Annotated in this window: 17 protein-coding genes and 1 tRNA gene; 12 read left to right on the top strand and 6 right to left on the bottom strand. The window is 45.0% G+C overall.

Annotated elements, in window-relative coordinates:
* Positions 1-110: 110 nt before the first annotated feature.
* The 3 genes from QUA03_RS04850 to QUA03_RS04840 form a co-directional block, all read right to left on the bottom strand.
* The gene (locus tag QUA03_RS04850) at positions 111-974 is read right to left on the bottom strand and encodes an Npun_R2479 family HD domain-containing metalloprotein (protein ID WP_333210175.1); all 864 of its coding nucleotides are present in this window, start codon (positions 972-974) and stop codon (positions 111-113) included.
* A 240-nt stretch (positions 975-1,214) separates the two neighbouring features.
* The gene (locus QUA03_RS04845) at positions 1,215-1,313 is read right to left on the bottom strand and encodes a Mo-dependent nitrogenase C-terminal domain-containing protein (protein ID WP_445304788.1); all 99 of its coding nucleotides are present in this window, start codon (positions 1,311-1,313) and stop codon (positions 1,215-1,217) included.
* Complete coding sequence (locus QUA03_RS04840) at positions 1,280-1,522, bottom strand: hypothetical protein (protein WP_333083077.1); 243 nt, start codon at positions 1,520-1,522, stop codon at positions 1,280-1,282. The genes QUA03_RS04845 and QUA03_RS04840 overlap by 34 nt, the downstream gene beginning before the upstream one ends.
* Positions 1,523-1,846: 324 nt before the next feature.
* Here QUA03_RS04840 and QUA03_RS04835 point away from each other — a divergent pair, with 324 nt between their 5' ends.
* Complete coding sequence (locus QUA03_RS04835; protein WP_333210173.1) at positions 1,847-2,662, top strand: cobyrinic acid a,c-diamide synthase; 816 nt, start codon at positions 1,847-1,849, stop codon at positions 2,660-2,662.
* A 156-nt stretch (positions 2,663-2,818) separates the two neighbouring features.
* Here QUA03_RS04835 and QUA03_RS04830 read toward each other — a convergent pair whose 3' ends face one another.
* Positions 2,819-3,862, bottom strand: coding sequence for an AI-2E family transporter (locus QUA03_RS04830; protein WP_333210171.1), 1,044 nt, complete (start codon positions 3,860-3,862; stop codon positions 2,819-2,821).
* A 123-nt stretch (positions 3,863-3,985) separates the two neighbouring features.
* Between QUA03_RS04830 and QUA03_RS04825 the strand changes: the two genes are divergently transcribed.
* The 8 genes from QUA03_RS04825 to QUA03_RS04790 all read left to right on the top strand — a co-directional run bounded on the left by QUA03_RS04825 (position 3,986) and on the right by QUA03_RS04790 (position 15,308).
* Complete coding sequence (locus QUA03_RS04825; RefSeq protein ID WP_333210169.1) at positions 3,986-4,267, top strand: hypothetical protein; 282 nt, start codon at positions 3,986-3,988, stop codon at positions 4,265-4,267.
* Between the two features lie 9 nt (positions 4,268-4,276).
* A complete protein-coding gene (gshA, locus tag QUA03_RS04820; RefSeq protein WP_333210167.1) occupies positions 4,277-5,428 on the top strand; it encodes a glutamate--cysteine ligase in 1,152 nt (383 codons plus the stop codon).
* Between the two features lie 372 nt (positions 5,429-5,800).
* Positions 5,801-6,262, top strand: a complete 462-nt coding sequence (locus tag QUA03_RS04815; protein WP_333210165.1) for a tRNA (cytidine(34)-2'-O)-methyltransferase — start codon at positions 5,801-5,803, stop codon at positions 6,260-6,262.
* 582 nt (positions 6,263-6,844) lie between these two features.
* Positions 6,845-9,307 (top strand): peptidoglycan DD-metalloendopeptidase family protein, encoded by a 2,463-nt coding sequence (locus tag QUA03_RS04810; protein ID WP_333210163.1) that lies wholly within the window; start codon positions 6,845-6,847, stop codon positions 9,305-9,307.
* Between the two features lie 138 nt (positions 9,308-9,445).
* Positions 9,446-9,518 (top strand) — tRNA-Met (locus QUA03_RS04805).
* 126 nt (positions 9,519-9,644) lie between these two features.
* The gene (locus tag QUA03_RS04800) at positions 9,645-10,244 is read left to right on the top strand and encodes a peroxiredoxin (RefSeq protein ID WP_015178160.1); all 600 of its coding nucleotides are present in this window, start codon (positions 9,645-9,647) and stop codon (positions 10,242-10,244) included.
* A gap of 112 nt (positions 10,245-10,356) precedes the next feature.
* Positions 10,357-10,896: a redoxin domain-containing protein gene (locus QUA03_RS04795; RefSeq protein ID WP_333210162.1), complete on the top strand. Its 540-nt coding sequence runs from the start codon at positions 10,357-10,359 to the stop codon at positions 10,894-10,896.
* A 359-nt stretch (positions 10,897-11,255) separates the two neighbouring features.
* Positions 11,256-15,308: a hypothetical protein gene (locus tag QUA03_RS04790; protein WP_333210160.1), complete on the top strand. Its 4,053-nt coding sequence runs from the start codon at positions 11,256-11,258 to the stop codon at positions 15,306-15,308.
* 108 nt (positions 15,309-15,416) lie between these two features.
* Here the strand turns inward: QUA03_RS04790 and QUA03_RS04785 are convergent, their stop codons facing one another.
* Positions 15,417-17,885: an ATP-dependent Clp protease ATP-binding subunit gene (locus QUA03_RS04785; protein WP_333210158.1), complete on the bottom strand. Its 2,469-nt coding sequence runs from the start codon at positions 17,883-17,885 to the stop codon at positions 15,417-15,419.
* 446 nt (positions 17,886-18,331) lie between these two features.
* Between QUA03_RS04785 and QUA03_RS04780 the strand changes: the two genes are divergently transcribed.
* Positions 18,332-23,671, top strand: a complete 5,340-nt coding sequence (locus tag QUA03_RS04780; protein ID WP_333210156.1) for an AAA family ATPase — start codon at positions 18,332-18,334, stop codon at positions 23,669-23,671.
* A gap of 4 nt (positions 23,672-23,675) precedes the next feature.
* Here the strand turns inward: QUA03_RS04780 and QUA03_RS04775 are convergent, their stop codons facing one another.
* Positions 23,676-24,242, bottom strand: coding sequence for a hypothetical protein (locus QUA03_RS04775; RefSeq protein WP_333210154.1), 567 nt, complete (start codon positions 24,240-24,242; stop codon positions 23,676-23,678).
* Between the two features lie 122 nt (positions 24,243-24,364).
* Between QUA03_RS04775 and QUA03_RS04770 the strand changes: the two genes are divergently transcribed.
* Together QUA03_RS04770 and QUA03_RS04765 are read left to right on the top strand one after the other, a co-directional pair.
* Entirely contained in the window at positions 24,365-25,378 is a 1,014-nt protein-coding gene (locus QUA03_RS04770) for a hypothetical protein (protein WP_333210153.1), read from the top strand.
* Between the two features lie 150 nt (positions 25,379-25,528).
* Positions 25,529-26,629, top strand: coding sequence for a glycosyl transferase (locus QUA03_RS04765; protein WP_333210151.1), 1,101 nt, complete (start codon positions 25,529-25,531; stop codon positions 26,627-26,629).
* Positions 26,630-26,673 lie beyond the last annotated feature (44 nt).

Raw genomic sequence — 26,673 nt, 5'->3', positions numbered from 1 at the left:
ATCAAACATTTCAAAATCAGTAATTGTCAAAGCAATTACAGGTTTTAACTTAAAGTAACCTTGACCGCGAATCAGTTGAAAAGAACGATCGCGCTACATCCACCCCAACCCTAGCTAACTACAGCCACCGCAGACTCTGGAACCTGAGAATGCTCCACCCGAAAAACATTGGCGCTCAGATTAGCAACAACTTGTTTCCCCTGCTGCGTCAGTTCCAAATAGCCGATCGCATCCTTCACATACCGATAAACCACATTCCAATAAAACGTGGGATAACCATCCCGCAACTCCCCCGGATTTTGATAGCCCAAAACCCGATTTTGCCCAATTTCCTCAAACTCGTAAAACAGCGCCGCAATCTTTTGCAAATATCGCGGATCACTCAACTGACCAATTAAATCAGCAGCCCGAACTAAACCAGGATAATTTACAGTATCTTGATAATCTTCATTTGCAGGAACTGGAAAACGAGTCAGCTCAATATTATGCTTAACCAGCTCAGCATCAATCAGTTTGTGACCGCCAAAACGCTCGTCAATAAACATTTTTCCGCGATCGACATGATAAAGCATCAAACTAGCATCCGTCGTCCCCGGAGGCAGCGTTAATTTCAGGTCGCCTATTCCCGTCGCATACAGTCCCAAATCTATTCTATCTTGTCGGCAAACACCTTTAACATACCCGATATCGTGACATAGCAAAGCAATGTGGAAGTGCAGCCAATCTTCGCAGGAAACACCCCCTTCGCGGATGTGTTTACCACCCAGAATTGCTTGTCCCACCAAGGTCACTAAAATAGTGTGTTCGACATTATGGTAAAGAGCATCGCTATTAGCAATATTTTCTAAAGCCATACTCGCCACCCAAGCAATAATTTCGCCATAGTCAGATTTAAACCCGCCATAAGTGTGGCGGTAGCCTTCAATCAGGCGATTGACAAAAGCCTTAATCAGCAGTTCAGTTGCGTTAAACATATTCACTTCCCTGAGCCCATGTAGATTATTAAATTATTTTTATAGTTATTGTTTTTGCTGCTACAGTTTGATGTTATTTTTGGCTTAAGCGCCACGATGAATACCCACTCCTATCGACAGGCATCCATTGATATTATCAACAATTATGGCTTAAGTTATGGCTCTCGCAACTACCAAAGCGACAGACCCCATAAATAATTGAGATCACTGGGCGATCGAGGTATGACACCCCTCAATTAGCTACGGCGTTACATCTTCCCCGTATAGGTTAGGAAAAAACGAGGGCGATAGAAAACGCAACCGCACTAATTCCTCATACACAGGATTAAGCTTGCACATAGGCGGTATGTGGAAAATATGGTGTCCCTATAACGGAATATCTCTCTCAAAAGGACACCGTGCGGGTATAAGTTGGCACACCACTGAGTTACTTGCGGCTCTCCCACGGCAATGCTATCAAGCCACTGTCGCACTTGTTGCACGAGGCGATCGCAAAAAGTTAAGTCTTGGCACTGATTTTCCGGGAAAATACTTGTAGTCAAGTTCATGATTGATCTCAGTAATCATTACTAACAAAAACTTATGAATCACCCGACTTAATCCTCAACGAAACCCACTGTTGATCCGGTGACGTGAATAAGTTTTATGAGTGACACTCATAGTCGCAAAAAGTGATGCAAAGAGCTAGCATTTGTGATTTAAAACTCGCTAAAGTGTGAGACAGATCACGGCTTATGTTCCCTCCAGAATGTATATTTAGATAGATGGCAAGAAAATAAGACAGAATAACTAGCAGCCCTCCCTCGCAGCTCCCCTCTCCCATCATCTGCGATCTACGACTCTGTATACTTACTAATATAAGGTTTCAGGCAATGATTAAACAAAAACATAAATATGCCGACCTTGCTCAACTCCCCCACACAGATACCGTGCTCCAAAAACTCCCTGTAGAAGTTAAAGAATGGGCCCAAAGCTTGCCTTGGAACCAACGGCGCTATGTCTTGTCCCTCTGCTACATATTGTGTGCATCTACTCCCGACTTGCAAGCAGAATTTTTAGATAATTATACAGCCGACGGTTTAGTCTCAAAAATGTTTGAAGATGTAGATACTCTACACCGAGTCAAAGAGTATTTAATCAGATTTCGGGTCAAAAAACAATTAAACGAATCAGATTTAAGAAGCTACATCAAACAATTTTATATCCACTCAGCTCAACAATCGCTCCGAGAAACTGACCAATATTTAGAATCAGCACTCCGCTTCGTCTTGAGTACAGAAGAACGTAATAATGTTTTTAACTACATTTTGGGCTTTGAATTTATTAAAATTGTGTTTCAAATGAGCTGGTTGCAACACGAAAGATTAGCGAGACTGCAAAAAAATCAGTCGCAGTTTATTGAAACCTACATCAAGCCGATTCAACACGCACACAGAATTAATGGCATAATTCTCCCGAAAGATGAGAGAATCTTTTTTGCCAGGCGCACCTATTACGTTCAACTACCTAACATTTCCTACAGAAGGCTAATTGAGTTAGTCATGGCAACTTTTACTACAGAAATGGTGAGTAATTGCGGATTTTCTATCAGTCGCCACTCTCAAGCTCTGCGTTTTGACTGCGATTACATTTATGATCCAGAACCAGAAGAAGAAAGATTTCCTACTGACTTGCAATTTATTCATTAACTTGACCCAGTAAGGTTTACCATAAGTTGCTTTTTTCTCTTTACTTTTAGTTGCGCTTTGGGCCCAGGAGAGTTTTTGAAGCATGGGAATTCTAGTCGGCAAGTGAAAACTGAATTTTTCAGCCTGATTTTATATAAAATAGGAGGGCTGTATCAATTAACTTTCCGCTTGCATTTCTTCAATGTCAAACCAGCTAACTATCACTCCCGCTAGCGGAATCGCCAGAAATATACCTAAAAGTCCTGCTGATCTTGCCCCAACTAACAGTGCAAAAAATACCACTACCGGATTGAGGTTAAGAGAATTTTGCATGAGTCTCGGATGAATAAAGTTGTCTTGAACTTGCTGCAAAACAATGCAAGCTGCCAATACTTTTAAAGCTAGCCATACATTTTGAGACAATACAATAAAACAAACTAAGCTAATCCCCAGCGTCGCTCCGATTCCTGGAACTAAATCAAACAATCCGATAATAAAGGCTAAAATTAAGGGAAATTTCACATCTAACAGCAGAAAAATCAAAAAACTTGCTGTTGTCAAAAATAACATTAACAGGATTTGTGCCTGAAAAAATCCTAAAAAGTTTTTTTCTATTGTTACACTTAAACGCCTATGCAGGTGTCGAGGTATAAACTTGAGAACTAACAGCCACAGCCTCTCTCCATCAAGTAACATGAAAGAAGCCACTACCATAATTAATATTAAATTCAATAAGTTGGTTAAAAATACTTGTAAAAAAGCAATACTCGATACAACTCCAGCCAAAGCTTGATTTCGCAGTTGTTCCTCAATAACTCGCAGGTTAACTTGCAGGTTTCTCGCCTGCAGGAATGCTTCGATGCGCTCGGACAGAGGCGCTAGAGCATTCACAAATTCAGTCATGCTGTCAATTAATTGCTGCCCTTGAGATAAAAGAGTGACGCCTACGGTGACGGTGAGACCGCCAAAAACTAAAATGGTGAGCAAGACAACGAAGGCGACAGCTAAACTTCGCGGTAAAAATTTCTGGAGAGTTCGCACCGGATAGTTGAGCAAAAAAGCCACGAGTGCAGCAATGGTGAAAACCGCGACTGCAGTTTCAAAGTAAGCTAAAAGTTGCAGTCCAGCCCAACCAGAAGCAAATAAAAGCAAAAACCGGACTAAGGCTAAATTGCTGAGCATATTCCAAAAATTGGGAGGGGTTCTTTCTTGCTCTTTCACAGGGATTTTTAGGGGTTAATAATAGCTCAAAACTATTGCAGAGTGATCTTTTAGCATCGCACCCAAGATATATCTGCGGCTATCCCCCTCAAGGCTGAAAGCAGATGACGAACTGAGGCAGGAGTGGGTTCTATTCACCATAAGTTCGATCGTCACGAATTCCCACTGAAACACACCCGCGATCGAACAAACAGCCTTTCTGAGTCTAAAACCGCCTCGGAAACTCTTTGCGAGGGGAGTATTTGTCGTGGCGGGCTCGCAACTAACACACAAACGCTCAAACTAGCCGGCGCCGAAAAATCCGGTTTCAGTGCCCGTGGCGAAAAATTTCAACTCTGTCCCGTGGAAGATAGTATGAACAGGTCAATTTTTGGGATACTAGAAACTAGCACTCAACTTAGCTGAGGAACAAACGTGCTGCTATCAAAAGGCTTTGAAGTAGAAATGTATACCGGCACTCCCGAAGGTGAGGTTGTCGGTCTATCCGATCGCATAGTTGCCGATCTAGAGGGATTTGTGCGGGAGCCTGATAGCCGCAATGTGGAGTACACGACCGCCCCGCTATGCAGCTACGATCGCCTGCTGTGCGCCTTAGTCAAGCCGCGAGTCCGGCTGCGCGAGTACCTCAAACAATTGGGCGACTATACCTTGCTGCCGGGAAGTACCTTGTCTCTTGGGGGGAGCGATCGATTTTACCGATCCGATCCCAACAACCCCTACCACACCTACATCGAGCAAACCTACGGCACCAAAGTCGTCACCGCCAGCATTCACATCAACATCGGCATCTCCCAACCAGAAATGCTGATGCGCGCCATCCGCCTCGCCCGCGTCGAAGCACCGCTATACCTTGCCTTGAGCGCCTCTTCCCCCTTCCTAGACGGCGAAGTGACGGGCTATCATTCGACTCGGTGGGGTTTGTTTCCCAAAACTCCCGCTATCGTTCCCCTGTTTGAAAGTCACAAGCATTACATTCAGTGGACTGAAGAACAGCTAGAACTCGGTACTATGCAAAACGTCCGCCATTTGTGGTCTGCAGTGCGACCAAATGGCGATCGTCGCCCTTACTGTCTCAATCGCCTCGAACTGAGAATTTGCGACCTCGAAGTCAATCCTCTGGCTTTGTTGGCCATTACTGCCTTACTAGAAGCTCGCATCTGGCAGATGATGGAAGACCCCAGCTTAGACCCCTTAGAACTCAGCACCTTGCCTGCGGCTACCCGCAACGAAGACTTAGTTGCCCTCACAGACGCCAACGAAATTGCTGCATCCCGGCAAAGTTTGGATGCCGAACTTACTCACTGGCAAGACGGCAGAACTATTCTGGCACGAGATTGGATTGAGGAAATTTACCGCGAAGTGTGGCCTATAGCCAAAAAACGCGGCTTTAGTTGCTTTCTCTCGCCACTCAAAAAGATTCTCCGGGAAGGCAACACGGCCCAGCAGTGGTTGAAGCTACACGAGGGCGGTTCGGACACCCGCAGTATTATTCTGCAAGGGATTCAGGGGATGGCTCACCAAGAATGGGAGCTAGAAGACAACTTGTGCGCCCAGTTAGTTGCCTGAAGTACTCGCCGTTATTATAACGGGGGCTTTCACTAGCCCCCTGGCTATGCGTACTCAGCCAATAGAAATAGCCCGAACCTCCCGGTCAATCGATTTTAGATTTTAGATTTTAGATTTTAGATTGACCCCACGGATAAATTCGGGGACTCCTTTATCGGATACAGGTTTTTTATTTCTGGACGGATGAATCCGGGGGCTTATATCCTGGATGCTTGATTGTCCAAAGTTGCAGATCGCCACCCTTAAAACAAATCAGAATATTTAATCAATGGAGTTCGACAAAGGTTATAAATAAAAGCTATAAGGTATATCTACCTGTGGGTAGTTTTATAAATTTCCCAAGAGCTGTATTTTTCGCTTTTAATTAGCTTCATGCCCCAACTTGTCTTGATTCACCCGCAAATCCCCCCGAATACTGGCAATATCGCCCGCACTTGCGCTGCCACAGGCACGGAACTGCATTTAGTTGGCCCGCTGGGGTTTGAAATTAGCGATCGCTACCTGAAACGGGCCGGCTTAGATTACTGGCCCTACGTCAATCTCCAGTGCCACGAAGACTTAGCGGCTTTTGGGGCCTATCGGGACCAGCGCGGGGGACGAGCGATCGGATTCAGCACTGGCGGGCGATGCAATTACGCGCAATTCCAATTTCAGCCCAGCGACTGGCTAATGTTTGGCTCGGAAACTGTAGGCATTCCCCAATTCGTCTTGGATGCCTGCGACGCCACAGTTTTTATTCCGATGAGCCAGCCTGGAGTCAGGAGTTTGAACCTCTCCGTCAGCGCGGCTGTGGGTTTATTTGAGGCTAAACGACAGTTGGGGGAGCTGGGATAAATCATTATCAACACATAAATATATAGATATTTAATAGCTGCCGGAGGCTGGCAAAGCTGCATTTAAATATAAGAAATTTGTATCAAAGGGGTGAAAATCTAGATAGCCGACATTAATATATTTTATTCAGTCAAAAACAGATTGTTATCAGCAACACAAAATTACTCCCAAGATGATTCAGCAACAAAAACAGAGGATTTTAGGGATTTAGGGCGTGAGCGAGTACCAGCTTGGGTCTGAACACTATATCTAGTAAATATACGGTTGTAGGTTGTCCGGAAATTAGCCTAAAGTTTGATAATAGGTGAGAGTTCAGAGCCTTACCGGAACGAAGATTTTATGTATTCGTTCCAGCTATTACGGTGTAAGGCTTGTGGGGTTAATTGCAGCAGGTTTGACCGAGAATTTTAAAATTTCTGACGGTTTGAGCTTGTCTAAATTAAAAAAGCAAGGTAATCTGGCCTAAGCATGATAGCTGTCAACAATCAGAATATTTTTGCTTGTTGATTTAAACTCAGCGTCATGCGATCCCCTTGAGTGTTTCCAAGGACAGTTAGCGCTTCTCAGTAGGAGGTCGTTTTTTTGAAACGAACATATCCCCAAATTAAGCCTGTTCAGGCTAGTGAAATCGACAGAGACGGTTCTGCGGAACCATCCAAACAGACAACGCTCAGCACAGGCAGAGTTCGCTCTCTCGCCACGATCGGGCTGGCAATATCGGTAGGTGCTTCTGGCATCCTGCTACCGAGAAATGGAGACAGCGCTCGCGCGTCTGAACTCGCACCGACATCAGAATCCACCGCTGAAGTACAGCCAGTATCGGCCAACGGGCCCGCTACGTCGGCACAAGTTGACGGTTCCAGGGCCGAACAGCCCGGATCACCTTATGAACCCGCGACGGTTAAGGTGCAGGAGGGGCAAAGCCTTTGGGAGCTTTCTCGGGATTATGAAGTTGAACCGTTGGCACTAGCAACTGCCAACGACATCCAACCCGATACCATACTCCAAGTTGGCCAACAGCTCAGAATTCCGACTGCGACGGAAGCCACACCACAACAGAACGCCGGCTATAGCACATCGGCTTCGCTAGATCGCGCAGCGACGGTCAATCCCGAACAAGAGTTAAATCTGACTGGCTCCGAGCCATTGGATAGTGCAGCCATGACAGCGCTGCCATCAACCGCAGCGACCCCGCTGGTCACGACGGTACCGGAACAAAGTTCGATCGAGATCCCGAATGCAGACGGGGCGATCGACAGTTTGAAAAAACAGGAAAACCGCACCACAGAATCGGGTCGAACTATGTTCGGGTCGGAGGGGGGAGCAAATTTATCTACACCTGCGGCATTTTTGCCGGAGTCAGCACCGACGCTGACCTCCCCCGGATATGCAACTGGGACCACTATTCCTGACCTCGATGCCACACCTGTAATTCCCAATTCCGGGGGAGGTCAAGTAGCATCGCCCGATCAAGCATTAGAGTCAATTGAACAGTCTTTGGCAACACCCACTGTGCTAGTCCCCCCTGCGGGAAGTACCGCCGCGCCGGCTGAGGTTCTCTACAGCGTGCGTCCGGGAGATACGCTAGATGCGATCGCCAAAGGTCACGGCGTATCGCCCACAGATCTGATCTCCGTCAACAAGCTCGGCAACCCCAACTTGCTGAATGTCAATCAACGGCTGAAAATTCCCCAAGTTGGGTTTAAAAATCCAGGGGTGCAGGCGGCAGCCTCTTATTCTGCCTCCAACTCTACATCTGTCTGGGCGGCGAGTTCGGTTCCCGCATCTTTGAACCCCAGCTCGTCTACCTCGGAAATAGCCGGTGCTGGCGTTGCAGCACCCGCGCCCAAAGTGCCTGTTGTCTCTCCGCTGGAGAACCTGGAAGGTCTGAACAATATTTCAGCGCCGATGGTTCCTCAAATTAACAGCATTCCGCTGACTCAAGTTTCCCAAACCATTAGCGATCCACGGAAGCTGGATCTTCAAGGCGAACCAACATTTACAGGTGCAGTTGACACCAGTGCCCTGCCCTCGCCAGCCAGTGCAACTGCTACCGCCATCGCTACGGGAGAATACCCGCAGCCGATCAGCTTCGTGGCAAATACTAGCGCCCAGGGCTCAAATGCGGAGCCAACTAGTGCTGTACCAGAGTCGAAATCGGAGCCTCTCCCTACCGCAGAAGCTCTCAACCCTTATTCCGAACGCTTGAGGGCAGAAGTTGTCAGGCTGCGAGAGGAATATCGTGCCTCGCGCAATTCGATCGGCGCCAATGCGGTGTCCTTGGCTCCAAATGACGGGTCCTCGGTCAACCCGTCTGAGGATATGCCAAGTGCCAATCCCTATCTTTACACCCCCGACTATACTGAGGCGGTGCAAAATGAAATCAGCAGACCGCCATCGAGAGCCTGGTCTGAGCAGGTTCAGAAGCAGCAGCAAGAGCGTTTAGACCCCGCTCGCGCAGCGGAACTGCAACCGATCAACCTGACGCCGAACTCTGCTGGGCAGCGGCCTGTGGTAGCAACTGCTCCTTTGGGAGCCGACGGTTACGATCCCCTAAGCAACCCGTCTTTGGGACGCATGGTTTCTCCAGAACTGCCTCCGCTTTCGAGCCCTGATACTTATCTGCCTAACGGCAAACAACAGTCGGCTAACCAGTTTATTTGGCCGTCTAAGGGCGTTCTGACTTCTGGCTACGGCTGGCGTTGGGGACGGATGCACAAAGGAATTGATATTGCAGGGCCGATCGGCACGCCAATTGTGGCAGCATCAGACGGGGTGGTTACCTATGCTCAGTGGAACGACGGCGGCTACGGGTATCTGGTGGAAATTACCCATCCTGACGGCACTGAGACTGTCTATGCCCACAACAGCCGAATTTTGGTGCAAAAGGGTCAGAGAGTCGCTCAAGGGGAACAGATTTCAGAAATGGGCAGCACTGGCTTCAGTACCGGGCCGCACTTGCACTTTGAAATTCATCCCGCCGGACAGGGTGCTATCAACCCAATGGCTTTACTGCCCGACGATGCCTCCAGCGCTTCTCGGTAACTACTGGTCGGAAGTTATGGGTTTTGAATGATTAGCAAAACTCATAACTTTTACTGGAAGTCATTAGAAATTGTGTTGCTTGAAAAGAGAACATAGCTAGCCCTACCGTGCTACGATAGTAAATCGTGAAGTAGATTTGGCTCAGTGGCGCAGTGGTTAGCGCAGGGGACTCATAAGCCCAAGGTCGCAGGTTCAAATCCCGCCTGAGCCATTATTTAATCCAAAAAATTGCGCTCTCAAATTTGAGAGCGTTTTTTTTTGGTTTCTCTAGAAGATACTTGTAGTCGTTATGAGTATGATATATTTGTAACAGTTCGTAAAAAAGGAAACAAAATCTATGACCAGTGAATGCCTCCGGGTTGGTCAAGCTGCACCCGATTTCGCAGCAACAGCCGTAGTGGATCAGGAATTCAAGACAGTTAAACTGTCCGACTATAAAGGCAAAAAGTATGTAGTCCTGTTCTTCTACCCCTTGGACTTCACCTTTGTGTGCCCGACTGAGATTACAGCATTTAGCGATCGCTTCGAGGACTTCAAGAAAATCGATACCGAAATCCTCGGCGTATCCGTTGACAGTGAATTCTCTCACCTCGCTTGGATACAAACAGACCGCAAATCTGGCGGTGTTGGCGACCTCAACTATCCCTTAGTTGCTGACCTCAAAAAAACAATTAGTTCGGCCTACAACGTCCTCGACCCAGAAGCAGGTATTGCCCTTCGAGGTCTGTTCATCATCGACAAAGAAGGCATCATCCAACACTCTACTATCAACAATCTTGCCTTCGGCCGCAACGTGGACGAAACTCTCCGAACTCTGCAAGCTATCCAACACGTCCAGTCTCACCCCGATGAAGTTTGTCCCGCCGGCTGGCAGCCCGGTGACAAGACCATGACTCCCGATCCTGTCAAGTCTAAGGTATTCTTTGCTGCGGTTTAAGCAGATTATATGTGTAGGGACACGGCGCTGCCGTGTCCGTACCCGCAGAGGCATTTATTTAAGCGGATTTTTAATTACCAATTAGCAATTAGCAATTACCAAATTAGGAAATATGCTGACTTCTACTAATTTTAGCGGCTTGTTAAATGAGCGGTTTTTCCAAAATTTATTGCCTGTTCCGGCGAGTAATGTTCTGAAGCTGGGACAGAGGACGCCAGATTTTGAATTGCCGGATATTAATAATGGCAAATTGGTGCGGCTGTCGAATTATCGGGGCGATAAGCCGGTAATTCTGGCTTTTACGCGGATTTTTACTGAAAAGCAATATTGCCCTTTCTGTTTTCCTCACATTAAAGCTTTGAATGAAAACTGGGAAAAATTTGCCGATCGCAATATAGAATTATTGATGGTTGCCAGTACCGACGATCGCCAAAGCCAAATTGTGGTTAGAGATTTAGGCTTGAAAATGCCTCTGCTTTCTGATCCAGGCTGTCAAGTTTTTCGGGCTTATCAAGTCGGTCAGGCTTTAGGTGCTCCTTTGCCTGCTCAGTTTGTTTTGGATGCAGATGGAAAACTCCTCTTCAAACATTTGTTTTCTTTCATAGACCACAATGCTAGTGTGGACACTTTGTTGAAATATGTCGATCGGTAAGAAAACCGCTGCTGTGTCCTAATTTGGATGGAGTTTTTCACCGCTGATGTACGCTGGTTTAGGCCCATCAGCGGGATTTTTTCACCGGTTGACCAAGAATTTCTTGATGGTACCCGCCACGTGATTTATCCGTGGAATCAATCCAAAATCTAAAATCTAAAATCCTCAAGCCCCCGCCTTTATCTCGCGCAAGTCAATCTAAAATCTAAAATCTAAAATCTAAAATCGATTGACACTGGCTGCGACAGCTCTTTAGTAATAAATACTTATTGTGCCAATTTCGATGGCGGAATGTTGCCATATTGGCTCGACATTAATCTAGGCTATAGCTTGAAGGTAGCTAGTACAAGTTTAAGCCAATGTCGTCTCCCAAAGATCGATCGAGCAAAATTGAATTGAGCGTCTTAGCCTCGCATCCTGAGTTGTTGACAGGTTTAGATGCGTGGCTGCGGCTAGGTTTACTTTCGCCCGCTGAGGTTGAGGAATTGTGCCGACAGTATTTAGTCTGCCCAATCAGAGAGCCCGCTGTAGATTTTTCTGAAATAGAAAACCCGCGAGATCCTATTGCCGAGCCAAAAGTACCTGCCTTATCAACGCAAAAAGCAGTACCTAGCAGCCGAGAAAGCGTTGCTAGACCCACAGAAACTACTCAAGCCCCTAATTTGATCGCTCAAATTTTGCAATCGCTAATGGCAGAAATTAGCGTGGTGTGGCTGTTGTTTTTAGGAGTGTTCATGGTAGTTGTCTCCTCTGGAGTCTTAGCTGCCAGTCAGTGGGAAAGATTTCCTGCCGCCGGACAATATGGAGTTTTATTAGCTTATACTTTAACCTTTTGGGCGATTAGCAGTTGGGCAAACAGACAGCAGAATTTGCACTTGACTGCTCAAACTTTGCAAGAAGTGACGCTGTTGCTAGTGCCGATCAATTTTTGGGCGATGGATACTTTTGGATTGTGGCGGTATCCTTGGGATTGGGCGGTAGCAATCGCAGCGGCACTTATTTTGACTTGGATAACTGCCCGGATTATCAAATATCAATATCAAAGCTGTTCAGGAACAAACATCGCTCGATCGATCGCCCTAAATCACTTGGGATTGAGTTATTTGCATTGGGGTTGGGCATTGGCAGGCTTTTCCCTTACTGCGGTTTATGTGGGTACAGTGGGGACTGCTGCTACTACAGTTTATCAAGTTCAGCAACAACGATTGCAATCTATCCAACGTGGGGGAAATACTGAAACATTCCCCGCTGCTTTCAGTTTGAGCCGAGATTTTCTGACTTACAAAAAAGCAGCTTTAGTAGCTTATTCGTTAGGAATTTTACTGGGTCGAGCGATATTTGTCAAGGATATAAATATCGCTGAAATGGGTTTAGCTTTGGCGATTTGTGGCGTGCTTTTAGCATGGCTAGATTGGCAGCAACCCCGGCCATCTGGGACTATTGAAAACAATATATCCGACCTGCCAAATTCCAGCAACTTTTTTAAATGGCAATTAGCGGGAATGGGTTTGTTGGGTTTGGGGTGGCTGGTTTGTTTTCGGGACATTCCGCTACAGGCGATCGCAGTTAGCGGATTGGCGGTTTGGTTTTTTTATAACCGTTTAGTGCGGTTTTGGCAAGAGTTTGATTTGGTAATGCTTGAAGTGGTGGGACTTCAGAGTATTTGGCTGTTTTGGCGAGTGCTTCCTTTAGGGATTAAGACACAAGTTGTGGCATTTTTAACTCAGCTTACAAACTCTCAGGAAACTCCTTGGGCTTTTTGGGGTGTTTTACTGTTGCCTTATTTAATTTTAATGGTAAGTGCGGCCGAGTGGCTCTACCGCAAGCGAAAGTTTCAACTTGCCAGTTTTGGCGAAAAGGTTGCTCTCGGTTTGGGGAGTGTTTTAACTGTTATTAGTTTTGTCAATCCGTTTTGGCGATCGCTCAATTTATTAGTCTCTACTTTAATTTTAGGTTGGATCACTTGGAAATACTTAATTCCCAATAATTCCCGGCGAGTTTCGAGGCAGGCTTCGGCGGCTGAACAACAGGGAAATCCGGAAATTTTGGTTCCCATAACTCACATTATGGGTTTAGGGGCGATCGCTTCGGCAATTGACCTATTTTTCCCAAGTCTGACACCAAATATTTGGTCAGCAATATTATTGATGTTTATGGCTAGTGAATGGGTATTTTTTGTCTGGATGAAAGCGGCAAATTCCCAAGAAAACTCTGCCTTTTTACGCAGGCATCCTGCATGGTTCCAAAGTTCCTGGTATCTGGGCTTAGTATTAGCAGGATTTAGCTTTGTCTTGTTGCAAAATTATGTAATTGCGGGTACTGCCACTGATCGCCCTCAGTGGAGGTTGCTCTGGCTGGCGACTCCTTTGGCTTTGACTGCTGTTGCTAAATATACTGAGGTTCCTCACAAAAAAGTTGCCAGTACCTTTAGTACGATCGCCCTAATATTTGCACAAATTCTAATTTTTATTTTTCCGGGATATCGGTTAATTGGTTTGGGTTTGGCCGCCGGATTAATGTTCGTCAATACTTACTATTTAGTCGAGATACCAGCGGCTGCAATTGGAGTGGGATTTGGCTTGACTTTCGTAGCTGCGGCGATCGATCAATTAGGTTTTGTGTCGGGTTGGGATTGGGGAATTGCCGGGGCGATCGCTCTTTTGTGTCTGTGGTTACTTCGCAGCATGATTGTTCGTTTTTCCAGCCGTTTACCTGAGTCTTCTCAATTAGCTCAAATTTACGATCGAGCTTTAGATGGGTGGGCAATCTTACTTGCAGGCTTACTGTTGACAACTATTACTTTTTATTCCTTTGAACTCTACGCAGCCAGTAGCTTTAGTTTTCCGCCCTCTACTGAAGTTTTGGCTGCTATTTTGGTGATAATGGCTGCGATTATTTTCCGAAGTTTACGCCAACTTTCCCCTCTGGCAATTTATGCTTTGGCTTGGAGTTTGGAGTTGTTGACAGCAGTGGGTTTGAGTTTGGTAGAACAAAATACTATTAATCTGGCAGTTGCTAATATTGCTCTCGGATTGTTTACGCAATTGTTGGGGGATTGGTGGCGGCGCCGACACCCCGATTCAACAATTTTACCTAGCATTCATTTTATACCTTTGGTTTACGGCGTATTGGGTTTAACTTTCCGATCGCACACTTTTGCAAATTGGACTGGTTTAACTGTGTTGGGTGCGTCTTTAATTGCGATCGGCATTGGTAGGCGGGAGCCAGAATTCAAACCTTTGGTTTATTTAGGATTAATTGGCGTTTCCGTTGCTGCTTACGAATCGCTACTATATCAACTTTTTCAAGCAGCAGGAGGAGCTTTTGGCGACGGCTTAATTGTCCTGGCAACTCTCGGCACAACATTAACATATATCTATCGCATTTTATCTCCTTGGCTCAGCAATTATTTACATTTAACTAATGCAGAGTTAAAAATATTTGCTCACCTGCACTGGGTTTTGAGCAGTTTGCTGCTGATTTGGGCTTCTGCCGATGATATTAAGTCCGGCCTCAGTTTAGGATTAGTCACTGGTGCTTTATTAGTTCAATACGCTTTCTTGCAAGGGCGAAATAATCTCGATCGCCAATGGGGAGAAATTTGGATTTACTTGGGCTGGCTAGAAGCCTTTGGCATCCGGCTTTATTGGATCAATACGCCTTTAGTTAAGTATATTTCCGGGCCGCTGGGGCCTTGGAAAGTTGCCCTCGCTTCTCTATTAGCTTATTTCATTTACATTTTGCCTTGGGACAACTGGGGTTGGTCAAAAAAACCTTGGCAGGTAATTGCTTCGCTGATTCCAATAGTTACTATTTTAGAAAGTCCGGCTAAGTTTTATCCGATTAGCTTACTGATAGCTGCTACTTTGTATTTTTTCCTGGCTTGGGAAAAGGAGGAAGTCCGTTTTACCTATGTGAGTGTGGCAATAATTGACTGGATAATGCTGCGGTGGTTCTGGCAAATAGGATTGACTCAGCCAGAGTTTTATGTTACTCCTTTAGGACTTTCTTTACTTTACATTACTCAATTCGATCGCACTCTCAAATTACCAGCAGAAAAACCGCTGCGCCACACTCTGCGAATAATCGCAACTGCGCTGATTTGCGGGATGCCTCTTTTGACTCATCAGCAAAGCCACGGTTTAGTTGCGGGGGCTTTTAGTTTGGTGGCTATTGCAGCGGGTTTGGCGCTGCGAGTTCGGGCGTTTTTGTTTGTGGGAACGGGAATTTTTTTAATCAATGTTTTTTATCAGTTGGTGGTTCTGATTTTCGATTATCCGCTGATTAAATGGGCGATTGGTTTAGCTTTTGGCATTGCGTTTATCTGGATTGCTGCTACTTTTGAAACTCGGCGCGATCGCATTTCTGCTTTTGTGCAGCATTGGGTTGTGCAATTACAATCGTGGGATTAGATTCGTCGATAAGTTGCATTTTTTTTACGGGTATTATTTAATTAAAAACCCGGTTTCTCAAAGAAACCGGGTTTTTAATCAACAGTATTTATCCGTTGGTAGAGTGCATTAATGGCTTAATGCGAACTCTGGCAATTTTGGCTCAGATGAACCATCGGGCACTACCTTAACCTGACCGTTTTCATCCACATCAACTATTGCCTTTTGGCCGTCTTTCAGCTTCCCAGACAGCATTTCCTCAGCCAGTACATCTTCCAACAACCGCATGATGGCGCGGCGCAAAGGTCGAGCACCGTAGCTGGGATTGTAGCCTTCTGTAACTAACAAGTCCTTGAACCGGTCTGTCACCGACAAAGTAATACCCTGTTCGGTTAAGCGGCTGAAGACTTGCTGCAACATAATGTCCGCAATCTGCTTGACTTCTTCCCTGTTCAACTGGCGGAAGACGATAATCTCATCCAAGCGGTTGATAAATTCGGGACGGAAAAACTGTTTCAGTTCTTCGTTTACCAGGCTGCGAACGCGGTTGTACTGACCGTCTGCAGCACTTTCAGCAAACTCGAAACCGAGACCGCCGCCGCCTTTTTCAATCACTCGCGAACCAATGTTGGAGGTCATGATCAGCAGTGTATTCTTAAAGTCTACTGTCCGACCTTTGGCATCGGTCAAGCGGCCGTCTTCCAAGATTTGGAGCATCATGTTGAAGACATCCGGGTGAGCTTTTTCGATTTCGTCGAACAAGATGACTGTGTAAGGACGACGCCGGACTGCTTCTGTTAGTTGACCGCCTTCATCGTAGCCAACGTAACCCGGAGGCGAACCGATGAGTTTAGAAACCGTGTGGCGTTCCATAAATTCGGACATATCTAACCGAATCATGGCTTCTTCGGAACCGAAGAAATAAGTTGCCAGGGCTTTTGTAAGTTCGGTTTTGCCGACGCCTGTGGGGCCGGAAAAGATGAAACTGGCGATCGGGCGATTCGGATTTTTCAAGCCTACCCGCGCGCGACGGATAGCCCTAGAAACTGCGCTGACAGCTTCTTCTTGACCGATCAAACGCTGGTGCAAAGTATCTTCCATGTGCAGCAGCAATTCCGATTCGGATTCTGTCAGCTTGCTGACTGGTACTCCCGTCCAATTAGCCACGATGTGGGCGATGTCTTCTTCGGTGACAATGGGAGAAGTTTTGAGTTGGCTTTTGTTGATCGTAGCTTCCGCGATTTCGGCTTCAATCTCTAATTCGCGATCGCGCAATTTTCCAGCTTTGTCGAAGTCTTGCTCGCGCACTGCTGCATCTTTTTCTTTTGTTACTGCAGGCAGTTGCTTTTTGAGCTCTTTAACTTCGGGCGGGGTTTGTGAATTCATCACACGGACGCGGGAACCTGCTTCGTCAATTAAGTCGATCGCCTTGTCTGGCAAAAACCGATCGTTAATGTACCGGTCTGACAGTGTGGCCGCTGCTTCTAAAGCTGCGTCGGAAATTGTCAGTCTGTGATGCTGTTCGTAAGCCGATCGCAACCCGTACAATATTTCTATTGTTTCAGCCACACTCGGTTCACCGACTTTGATCGGTTGGAAGCGGCGTTCTAAGGCAGCGTCGCGCTCGATGTGTTTGCGATATTCATCCAAGGTAGTGGCGCCGACACACTGCAATTCGCCTCTAGCAAGGGCGGGTTTGAGCATATTGGAGGCGTCCATGCTGCCTTGAATTGCGCCTGCACCGACTAAGGTGTGAATTTCATCGATTACCAGAATGATGTTGCCGGCAGCACGAATTTCTGCCATGATTTTCGTCAGGCGTTCCTCAAATTCGCCTCGGAACTTTGTACCAGCAATCAGCGAACCCATATCGAGGCTGATTACTTGTTTATCTTCTAAAATTTCCGGGACGTTTCTATTAACAATCCGCTGGGCTAGGCCTTCGGCGAGGGCTGTTTTGCCGACTCCCGGTTCGCCCACTAAGACTGGATTGTTCTTCGTGCGGCGGCCGAGCACTTGGATTACACGCTCAATTTCATTTTCGCGGCCTACCACGGGATCGAGTTTGCCGGCTGCGGCTAACTTGGTCAGGTTTGTGCCAAATTCTTCTAAAGTCGGGGTTTTGCGATCGCCGCTATCTCCCCTACCTCCGGGTACTGCAGCGACTTCTCCCACGGCACGAATTACCTGCGTGCGGACTCTCTGGCGATCGATTCCCAAGTTTTGCAGCACCTTCGCCGCCACCCCTTCATCGTCCTGAATCAGCCCCAGCAGGATGTGCTCGGTGCCGATGTAATTGTGGCCTAACTGCCGCGCTTCGTTCAGCGCCGTCTCAAAAATGCGCTTAACGCGGGGCGTAAAAGGAATTTCAGGCGGGAGGAACCCAGAACCTCTACCGATGATATTTTCGATTTCATTGCGCGCCTCTTTCAAGTTGAGGCCCATATCCAGTAATACTTTTGCAGCGATGCCAGTGCCTTCGCCGACGAGTCCCAGAAGAATTTGCTCGGTGCCTACAAAATTGTGACCGAGGCGTCGCGCTTCCTCTTGGGCTAGCATGATTGCTTTAATGGCTTGTTCTGTAAAGCGTTCAAACATATTTTTTCTATCCTACTGTCTGTCTTGGCGAGGGCTGTATCGCTGCTGGTGAGGAGCGATTTGGAACACTACACAAATTATAGATGTAAATTTTTGTGTATTTCCTTCTTTAACAATGTATCTTGCTAAAGGGGTAGGGACAGTGGGGAGAGCCGAATAGTAGGGGTGTGGTTGCCGTCCGCTGTCGATCGGATATTAATTGAGAATAATAGTAGCAAAATGGCTTGATTCCATGAATACTATCACTTTATCTATAAATAGATTCTTGTCCGAGTAAATAAAGCTTGATTTTTGTTTGCCTAAGTACATAGTTGAATTAAGCATATAACAGTTGCCATGTCAAGACTTTTGACGGTTGAGGATGCTCGTTCCGTCAGCCAACAGCCAACAGTCAACAGCGAACAGGGACTAGAATCAGATATATTTTCAACTCTGAGCAGAACTCCATGCAATTTCTCTCGCAATACCAAATCCACTCTACTCTCCACGAAGGTATCGAAACAATTATTTATCGAGGAAAAATCCCCACCCAGCAGGAGACAACTGTACTCAAAATCCTCAAAGCTGAATATCCCACCCTCGATGCAATTACCAGGATCAAGCACGAGTATCGCATTCGCCAACATTTAGACCATCCGGGCCTAGTTAAAGTCCTTAGCCTAGAAACCTTTGATAACCGTCTCGGCTTGCTTTTAGAAGACTTTAATGGCGAATCTCTCGATCGCCTGATGTCCAGACAAAAGCTCGAAGTTATCACGTGTTTGAGGTTTGGTATTCAACTCATAAAAACCTTAGAATATCTGCATCTTCAAAAAATCATTCATAAAGATATTAAGCCTAGCAATATCATCCTCAACAGCCAAACAGGAATTATTAAACTGACAGATTTCGGGATTGCTTCACGATTGTCCAAAGAAACTCCCCAAATTAATAATATTAACTCGATCGTCGGTACTTTTGCTTATATGTCTCCCGAACAAACCGGGAGAATGAACCGCACTCTTGACTACCGCACAGACTTTTATTCTCTCGGTATTACCTTATATGAAATGCTGACAGGTCAATTACCATTTATGAGTAACGACCCGTTAGAGATAGTTTACAGTCACATAGCATCTCAGGCAATTGTACCCCATCAAATTAATTCAGACATTCCACCAGCACTTTCACAAATCGTGATGAAATTGATGGCAAAAAATGCCGAAGATAGATATCAAAGCGCAGGCGGATTATTAGCCGATTTAGAAATTTGTTTAAATCAGTTAGAAATTACAGGCAAGATCGTCGATTTTACCCCCGGAAACTTAGATATATTGAGTCAGTTGTTGATTCCTCAAAAATTGTACGGTCGGGAAGCACAAGTCAGCGAACTATTGGCAGCATTTGAACGTGTAGCAAATCCCTGCGAGGAAATTTCTTCCTCTTCCCAAATTGAACTGATCCTAGTGTCGGGTTATGCAGGTATAGGCAAATCTGCCGTAGTTAGCGAAATTCAAAAACCCATCACCAGACAGCGGGGTTATTTTATTTCAGGTAAATTTGACCAATTCAAGCGGAATATACCTTACGCATCTTTAATTCAAGCTTTTCAATCTTTGATCCAGCAGTTACTTGCCGAAAATAACAAAAAATTACAAGATTGGCAACATAAACTTTTAGCCGCACTAGGCGATGCCGGACAAGTAATTATTGACGTGATTCCCGAACTAGAATTGGTAATAGGCAAACAGCCTGCCGTTGCGGAACTTGCCCCCACAGAAGCACAAAACCGCTTTAACAGACTATTCAAAGAATTTATCCACGTATTCGCGCAAAAAGAGCATCCCTTAGTCATATTTATCGATGACTTGCAGTGGTCAGATTCAGCAACCTTGAAATTAATGGAATTGCTGGCGACTGACCCCGATAGCAAATATTTACTATTAATTGGAGCCTATCGAGACCATGAAGTTAGCTCTACACATCCTTTAATGCAGACAGTAGAGTACATTCAAGAAACGGGGATTATTCTTAACACTTTAGTGCTGGAACATCTTTCTTTACCCCAGGTGACTGAGTTAATTTCTGAGACATTGAATGACTCAGAAAGAATTCAACCTTTAGCGGAGCTAATTTGGAATAAGACTGGTGGGAATCCTTTTTTCTTGACGCAATTACTCAACACTCTTTATCAAGAAAAACTTTTGAAATTTGACTTTGCCAAGCTGCTGTCTCCCGCAAGAAGAGGGGAGTGGCAGTGGAACATTGAGGAGATTCAGGCTATTGGCATCACAGATAAGAGTGTAGTTGAACTGGTAGCCAGTCGGATCCAACAACTGCCAGAGATTACACAAGAAATTTTGAAATTGGCGGCTTGTGTTGGGGACAGTTTCACTCTAGATGTTCTCTCTACTGTCAACGCAAAATCTCCATCAGTCACTGCGACTGAACTCTGGGATGCTTTGCAAGCGGGGTTAATACTTCCATTGAATGAGAGTTACCTCATTCCTTTATTTTTAGATGGAGAAGCAGGAGTTAATTTAACTTTCGATTCTTCGCGAGTCAGCTATAAATTTTTGCACGATCGCGTCCAGCAAGCTGCATATTCGCTGATTCCTGATTATGAAAAGAAAGCCACTCATCTTAAGATAGGTAAATTGCTACTTAAAAATACGCCCGCCGATCAAGTAGAAGAGAAAATTTTTGATATTATCAACCAGTTGAATGTAGGAATTGATTGTCTCAGCCTGCAATCCGAAAAAGATGAGTTAGCAGGATTAAATTTAATCGCTGGACATAAGGCCAAAGCAGCTAATGCTTATGAACCCGCTGTTAAGTATTTGAATGTGGGAATTTCCTTATTACCACCTGATAGCTGGGATCGCAACTATAGCATGACGCTGCGGTTGTATGTAGAGACACTGGAAGCGGAATATTTAAACACCAACTTCGCTCAAGCAGAAAATTTGGCGGAAGTGGTTTTGCGATCGGCTAAAAACCAGCTTGACAGAGTGAAAGTGTATCAGCTCAAGATCCTATTTTATCAGGCTCAAAGCCAGATGCTAAAAGCTGTTGAAACAGGTCTAGAAGTGCTGGAAATCCTGGGAGTCAACCTCTTAGATAAGCAGACCATTGCCGTGCCAAAATTGCCGCGAATTGAGGAATTAGCCAATCTGCCAGTTATGACAGATCCTTATCAACTGGCAGCTATGGAAATCCTGACAGCCCTCTATCCTCCTGCTTATATTGCCAAACCTGAAATTGTGTCCTCCCTCGTCTTGACTATGGTCAATCTTTGTATTGATCGCGGTCATTCACCATTAGCTAGTTTTCCCTATACTCTTTATGGAATGATGCTGTGCGGCATCGAAGGCGACATCGAAGCTGGCTACTACGCTGGATTAATAGCTTTAAAGCTGCTAGAACAATTTAATGCTAGCCAACAGAAAGCTAAGGTTTATGTAATGTTTAATGCTCATATAAGAATCTGGAAAGAGTCTACTAAAAACACACTTAATTCATTTCTAGAAGGGATGAAGTTTGGTGTAGAAAATGGTGATTTAGAATGGGCGGTTTATAATTTTATGCACTATATTACTAATTTAGTGTTAGTGGGAGAACAGTTAGAATATGTCGAAGAAAAACAAAGCGTTTGTATGGAGTTTTTGCAAAAAAATAAACACGAATTTGCCATGGGTTATGCTCAAATTTGGCAAGTAACTGCTTCAAGCTTAAGAAGCAAAACATCAGAGCAAGTACGATTAGTTAGCGACAGGTTGGATGAACCTGCTGTGATGTCCCGTTGGCAGAAAGAAAATAATCGAATGTCGCTGTTTGCAGCTTATGTTGCTAAATTGATGCTGCTTTATTTACTTAAAGATTATGCTGCGGCTGTGGCCAGCGGTAAATTAGCGGCAGAATACGCAGATGGGGCGATCGGCTTAATCACTGTTGGGGTACACAATTTCTACTATTCGCTGGCTCTCCTCGCTCACTATCCTGACAGTGACAATAAAGAAGCATACCTAGCTATTGTTAACTCTCATCAGCAAATTATGCAAAAGTGGGCCTACCATGCACCCATGAATTATCAGCACAAGTACGAGTTAGTTGAAGCTGAGAAAGCTAGAATTTTCAGCGATAAACTTCTTACAGCAATGGATTATTATGACTTAGCTATTAAAGGAGCGGCTGCTAACGGTTACATCCAAGAAGAAGCATTAGCATATGAATTAGCTGGAGAGTTTTATCAATCTTTGGATAAAGAGATAATTGCTCGAACTTATCTGACAAAAGCTTATTATGCCTATATCCGCTGGGGAGCTATAGCAAAAGTTAAATACTTAGAATCCCGTTATCATTATTTAGTCGATCGCCATCAATACCCAATACATAAAAATGTTATCAGCACTGCCCAAACTACTATTAACAATAGTTTGGTGCTGGATTTTTCAACAGTTGTTAAAGCATCACAAGCTGTTTCGAGCGAAATTATTCTCAGCCGCTTGCTAGAGAAACTTGTACAGCTTGTCAAGGAAAATGCAGGCGCTCAAAAAGTATTATTTCTTGCCAAGACAGGTAATCAATTATTCATAGAAGTTGGACTTACCGGTCAGTTTAATGATCTAACCGTGTTACCATCTCTCCCGATTGCCGAATCGGATATCCTCCCAATTTCCTTGATTAACTATGTAGAAAGAACGCAAAAATACTTGGTTTTAGATGATGCTCCCCGCTCCGAGCAATTCCAATTTGACCCTTATATTGCGGTCAATCAACCCCTATCTATCCTAGTATTGCCAATTATCCATCAAGGCAACCTTACGGGAATTTTTTACTTAGAAAATAATTTAACCAAAGGTGCTTTTACTAGCGACAGGCTAGAAATTTTGGCAATCCTGTCTGCACAAGCCGCTATTTCTCTAGAAAATGCTCGTTTTTATAGTATTCTGGAAACGCGAGTAGCCCAAAGAACTGAGAATTTGCATACTGCATTAGAAGAACTTCGCCACACTCAATTGCAGCTAATTCAAAGTGAAAAAATGTCCAGTTTAGGGCAAGTTGTCGGGGGAGTGGCTCACGAAATTAATAACCCGATTAACTTTATTTATGGAAATTTATATTATACCAATGAATACGCGGAAAACTTACTAAATCTACTACGTTTATACCAAAATAATTACCCAAATCCCGGACCAGAAATAGTAAATTTAACCGAGCAAATTGATTTAGATTTTTTGATGAATGATTTCACTAAAATGATAGATTCAATGAGAGTGGGTGCTGCGAGAGTTCGCGATATTGTGTTGTCGCTGCGAAACTTTTCTCGGCTAGATGAATCAGATAGGAAATGGGTGAATCTCCACGAAGGTATCGACAGCACGTTGATGATTTTGGATCACAAATTAATTGATATTCAAGTGTTCAAGGAGTACGGCAATTTGCCTTTAGTGAACTGCTATCCGGGAGAAATTAATCAGGTATTTATGAATGTACTGACTAATGCTATTGATGCTTTGTATCACGAAAAAAGAGGGAGGGAAGTTGACTCGACAATTCAGATTTGCACTGAAGTCGCCGAAGGAAATCAAGTAGCAATTCGCATTGTAGATAATGGTGTGGGGATGAGTTCGGAGGTATTGGGTAAAATATTTGACCCGTTTTTTACTACTAAAGAGGTAGGTAAGGGGACGGGTTTGGGATTGTCTATCAGTTATCAAATTGTGGTAGAACAGCATGGAGGAAAGTTAATTTGCAAGTCGGAACCTGGAGAGGGCAGCGAGTTTACTATACTGCTGCCGTATTGATTAATTAAAGCCATCGTGACAGCAACTGCTCAAATACTTCCACAAAGCCGATCGCAAGTTGAATCAATGGCCAACCCACCAGACAAATTAACACCGCCCAGCGAGTTTGAATATCCAAACCTTGCCGAACCGCCACAATTACAGCTAGCAAACTCCAGACAACTAATATGCGCTCTATTCCTTCTCCCAGCAAGGGAATTAAGGTTAAGAAACTCAGAACTTGGGGGGCATAGGCAAATCCGATTGGAACCAGCAGCTCCCGATAAGTTACGTGACCCGGTTTCAGCCACTCCCCGATTTTAAAGATAGTGAAAGTCCAAAAATAATAACCCCCCGCGACTGCCAAACCCTCTATGAAAAGTCCTAGAAATAATATTGATAGCTCAGTTCGGTTGATTAACAAGATGACAGAACTGCCCAACACGCGGGACAGCGCAGCTAAAATTACAATTGTTAAAGCTATTCGCTTAGTTCTGCGAGTGTAGGGAGTTTTTTCGTAAAAATTGCCGTTCAAAGAAAGCGCGTTCCAAAGCGTTGCGCCCAAACCTGCAATTGAATCTTCTCCCTTCACGTTGAACTCCTGCTCCTCAAGATAGTTGACAACTTGTACAAAATAAGCTCTAATACAGCAGCATCACCGAACTATTTCTAGGTAATTAAGTAATTAATTGGCATTCTACCAGATTTTATTAAATGCTAAGATTGATTTTACGGATACTTGCATGGCTGCGCGGGGGAAGTTTAAATTTGTTGCTGATCGCAGGTGTAATTTTGATAATTTGGGGCATTCTTTCGCCAGTGGGCACTGTTATATGGTGGCTGAATCAAAGTGCCGAAACTTTTGGTATCAAGAAAAATCCACCGGAGATATTGCCATCTAAGAAGGGCAATCTAGAAGCGCGTAAGTCTTCGCCACTTAATTGCTATATCATCTTTTTACCGGGAGTTGGCGATTTTTCGGGGGACGAATTAACGCCGGGCGAAGAGTTGTTTCTCAAGCGCTTAGTTAAAATTCACCCGCAATGCGTAGCAGTGGGCGATGTTTTTCCTTACTCAGTTTCTAACAAAAGTTTAGGAGGAGAGCGGTGGCTAGCTCCTTTTTGGCGGTTTGCAGAACAGGCAAAAAAAGGGCCGATTGCGGGGAATATATTCATTAAAATTCGCAATCTCTGGAGGTTTGCAATTTCTCTAGATTATCGCTACGGCTTTGCATACAATCAGGGAATAGCTAATGCAATTATCGAGCGGATGAATGCTAAATCCCCCATTTCAGTTAATTCTCCACAACCTTTAAAAGTTATTTTAATTGGCACTAGCGGCGGCGCACAAGTTGCTTTAGGTGCTACTCGTTATCTTAAAGAATGGCTGAAGGCAGAAATTACGGTTGTTTCGGTTGGGGGGGTGTTTTCGGGAGAAAATGGTTTTGCAGAAGCCGATCGCATTTTCCACTTTCGCGGCACTCGCGATTCTATTGAGGATATCGGCGGCATAGTTTTTCCGACTCGCTGGTACTGGTACGCTACTTCTCCTTTCAATCAAGCTCGTTTGCAAGGCCGCTATGCAGAAGCTGTGAGCGGCCCTCACAAGCACGACGGCGATGAGGGATATTTTGGGGAAAATCTAGCAGCGGATGGTAAAAAGTATGTAGATATAACGCTGGACAAAATTAATCAATTGCCTGTTTGGTCTGAGGGCGCGCACGATTGATGAGTTCTTGCATATTCGATAGTCATTAGTTATTCATTGTGTCATTGTTGGTTGTGCGTCGCTTGAAGCTTGGCCTTGTTGCCTTTCAGTCTCTACCTCCAATTCCCGATGCCCGATGCCCAATTCCCCATTCCCCATTCCCTATTATAAATGTCTCGACCAACATTATATATTGCCATCACAAATCACGGATTCGGTCATGCTGTCCGAGTTGCGTCCGTAGCTGCAAAAATTCAAGAATTAAATCCAGATATCTTACTAATTATCACAACAACAGCACCTCGCTGGCTGCTAGAATGTTATATTGGTGGCGACTTTATCCACCGTCCCCGCGCTTTTGATGTGGGTGTGGTGCAAGCTGACAGTTTGAATATGGATAAAGACGCGACGCTGGAAAAATTGCGGGAAATCCGGAAAAAGCAAAATTCCCTAATTGCCAGCGAAGTTAATTTTATCAAGCAAAATCGGGTGGGTTTGGTGCTGGCAGATATTCCTCCTTTGGCAACGCGAATGGCGGCAGCGGCTGGGGTTCCCTGCTGGATGATGAGCAATTTCGGGTGGGATTTTATCTATCGCGAGTGGGGCGGGGAATTTGTAGAAATGGCAGATTGGATTGGTGAATGTTTCGGAATGTGCGATCGGCTTTTTCGTCTTCCTTTGCACGAACCGATGACAGCTTTCCCCAATATTCAAGATGTTGGCTTGACTGGCGGCAATCCTCGCTACAGTAACGAGAAAATTCGGGAAGTATTCGGAATTGAAACACCCCTGGAAAAAACTGTTTTGTTGACTTTCGGCGGATTGGGTTTAGAGGAAATTCCTTATCAAAATTTACAGCTATTTAGCGACTGGCAATTTATTACTTTTGATGCGGGAGCTCCCGATTTGCCGAATTTGATTAAAGTCAAAAATCAGGAGTTTGCAAAATCTCTCCCGATTTTACCCCGTCCGGTTGATATTATGCCTGTCTGCGGGCGCTTAGTTTCTAAACCGGGATACAGCACTTTTGCGGAAGCTTTGCGCTTGGAAATACCTGTCGTTTCTATAATGAGAGAAGGTTTTGCAGAAGCTGGGGTGTTGCTGGAAGGGATTCAAAATTATGCGGAACATCAAATCTTGACGGCGACGGAGTTTTTTGAGGGGGATTGGGAGTTTTTGCGGCAACCGCTGCATCCGCCCCGTTTGTCGGGTAAATTGGATAAAAATGGTACGGAGGATCTCGCCCAAGCTGTTGTAGACTATTTTTCATAAGTGCGATTAGAAATCGATCTTACACAAACAAAGTCTACCTCCGC

Source organism: Microcoleus sp. S36b_A4 (genome assembly GCF_036700645.1).
Taxonomy (GTDB): domain Bacteria; phylum Cyanobacteriota; class Cyanobacteriia; order Cyanobacteriales; family Microcoleaceae; genus Microcoleus.
This window is presented reverse-complemented; position numbering and strand designations above follow the sequence as displayed.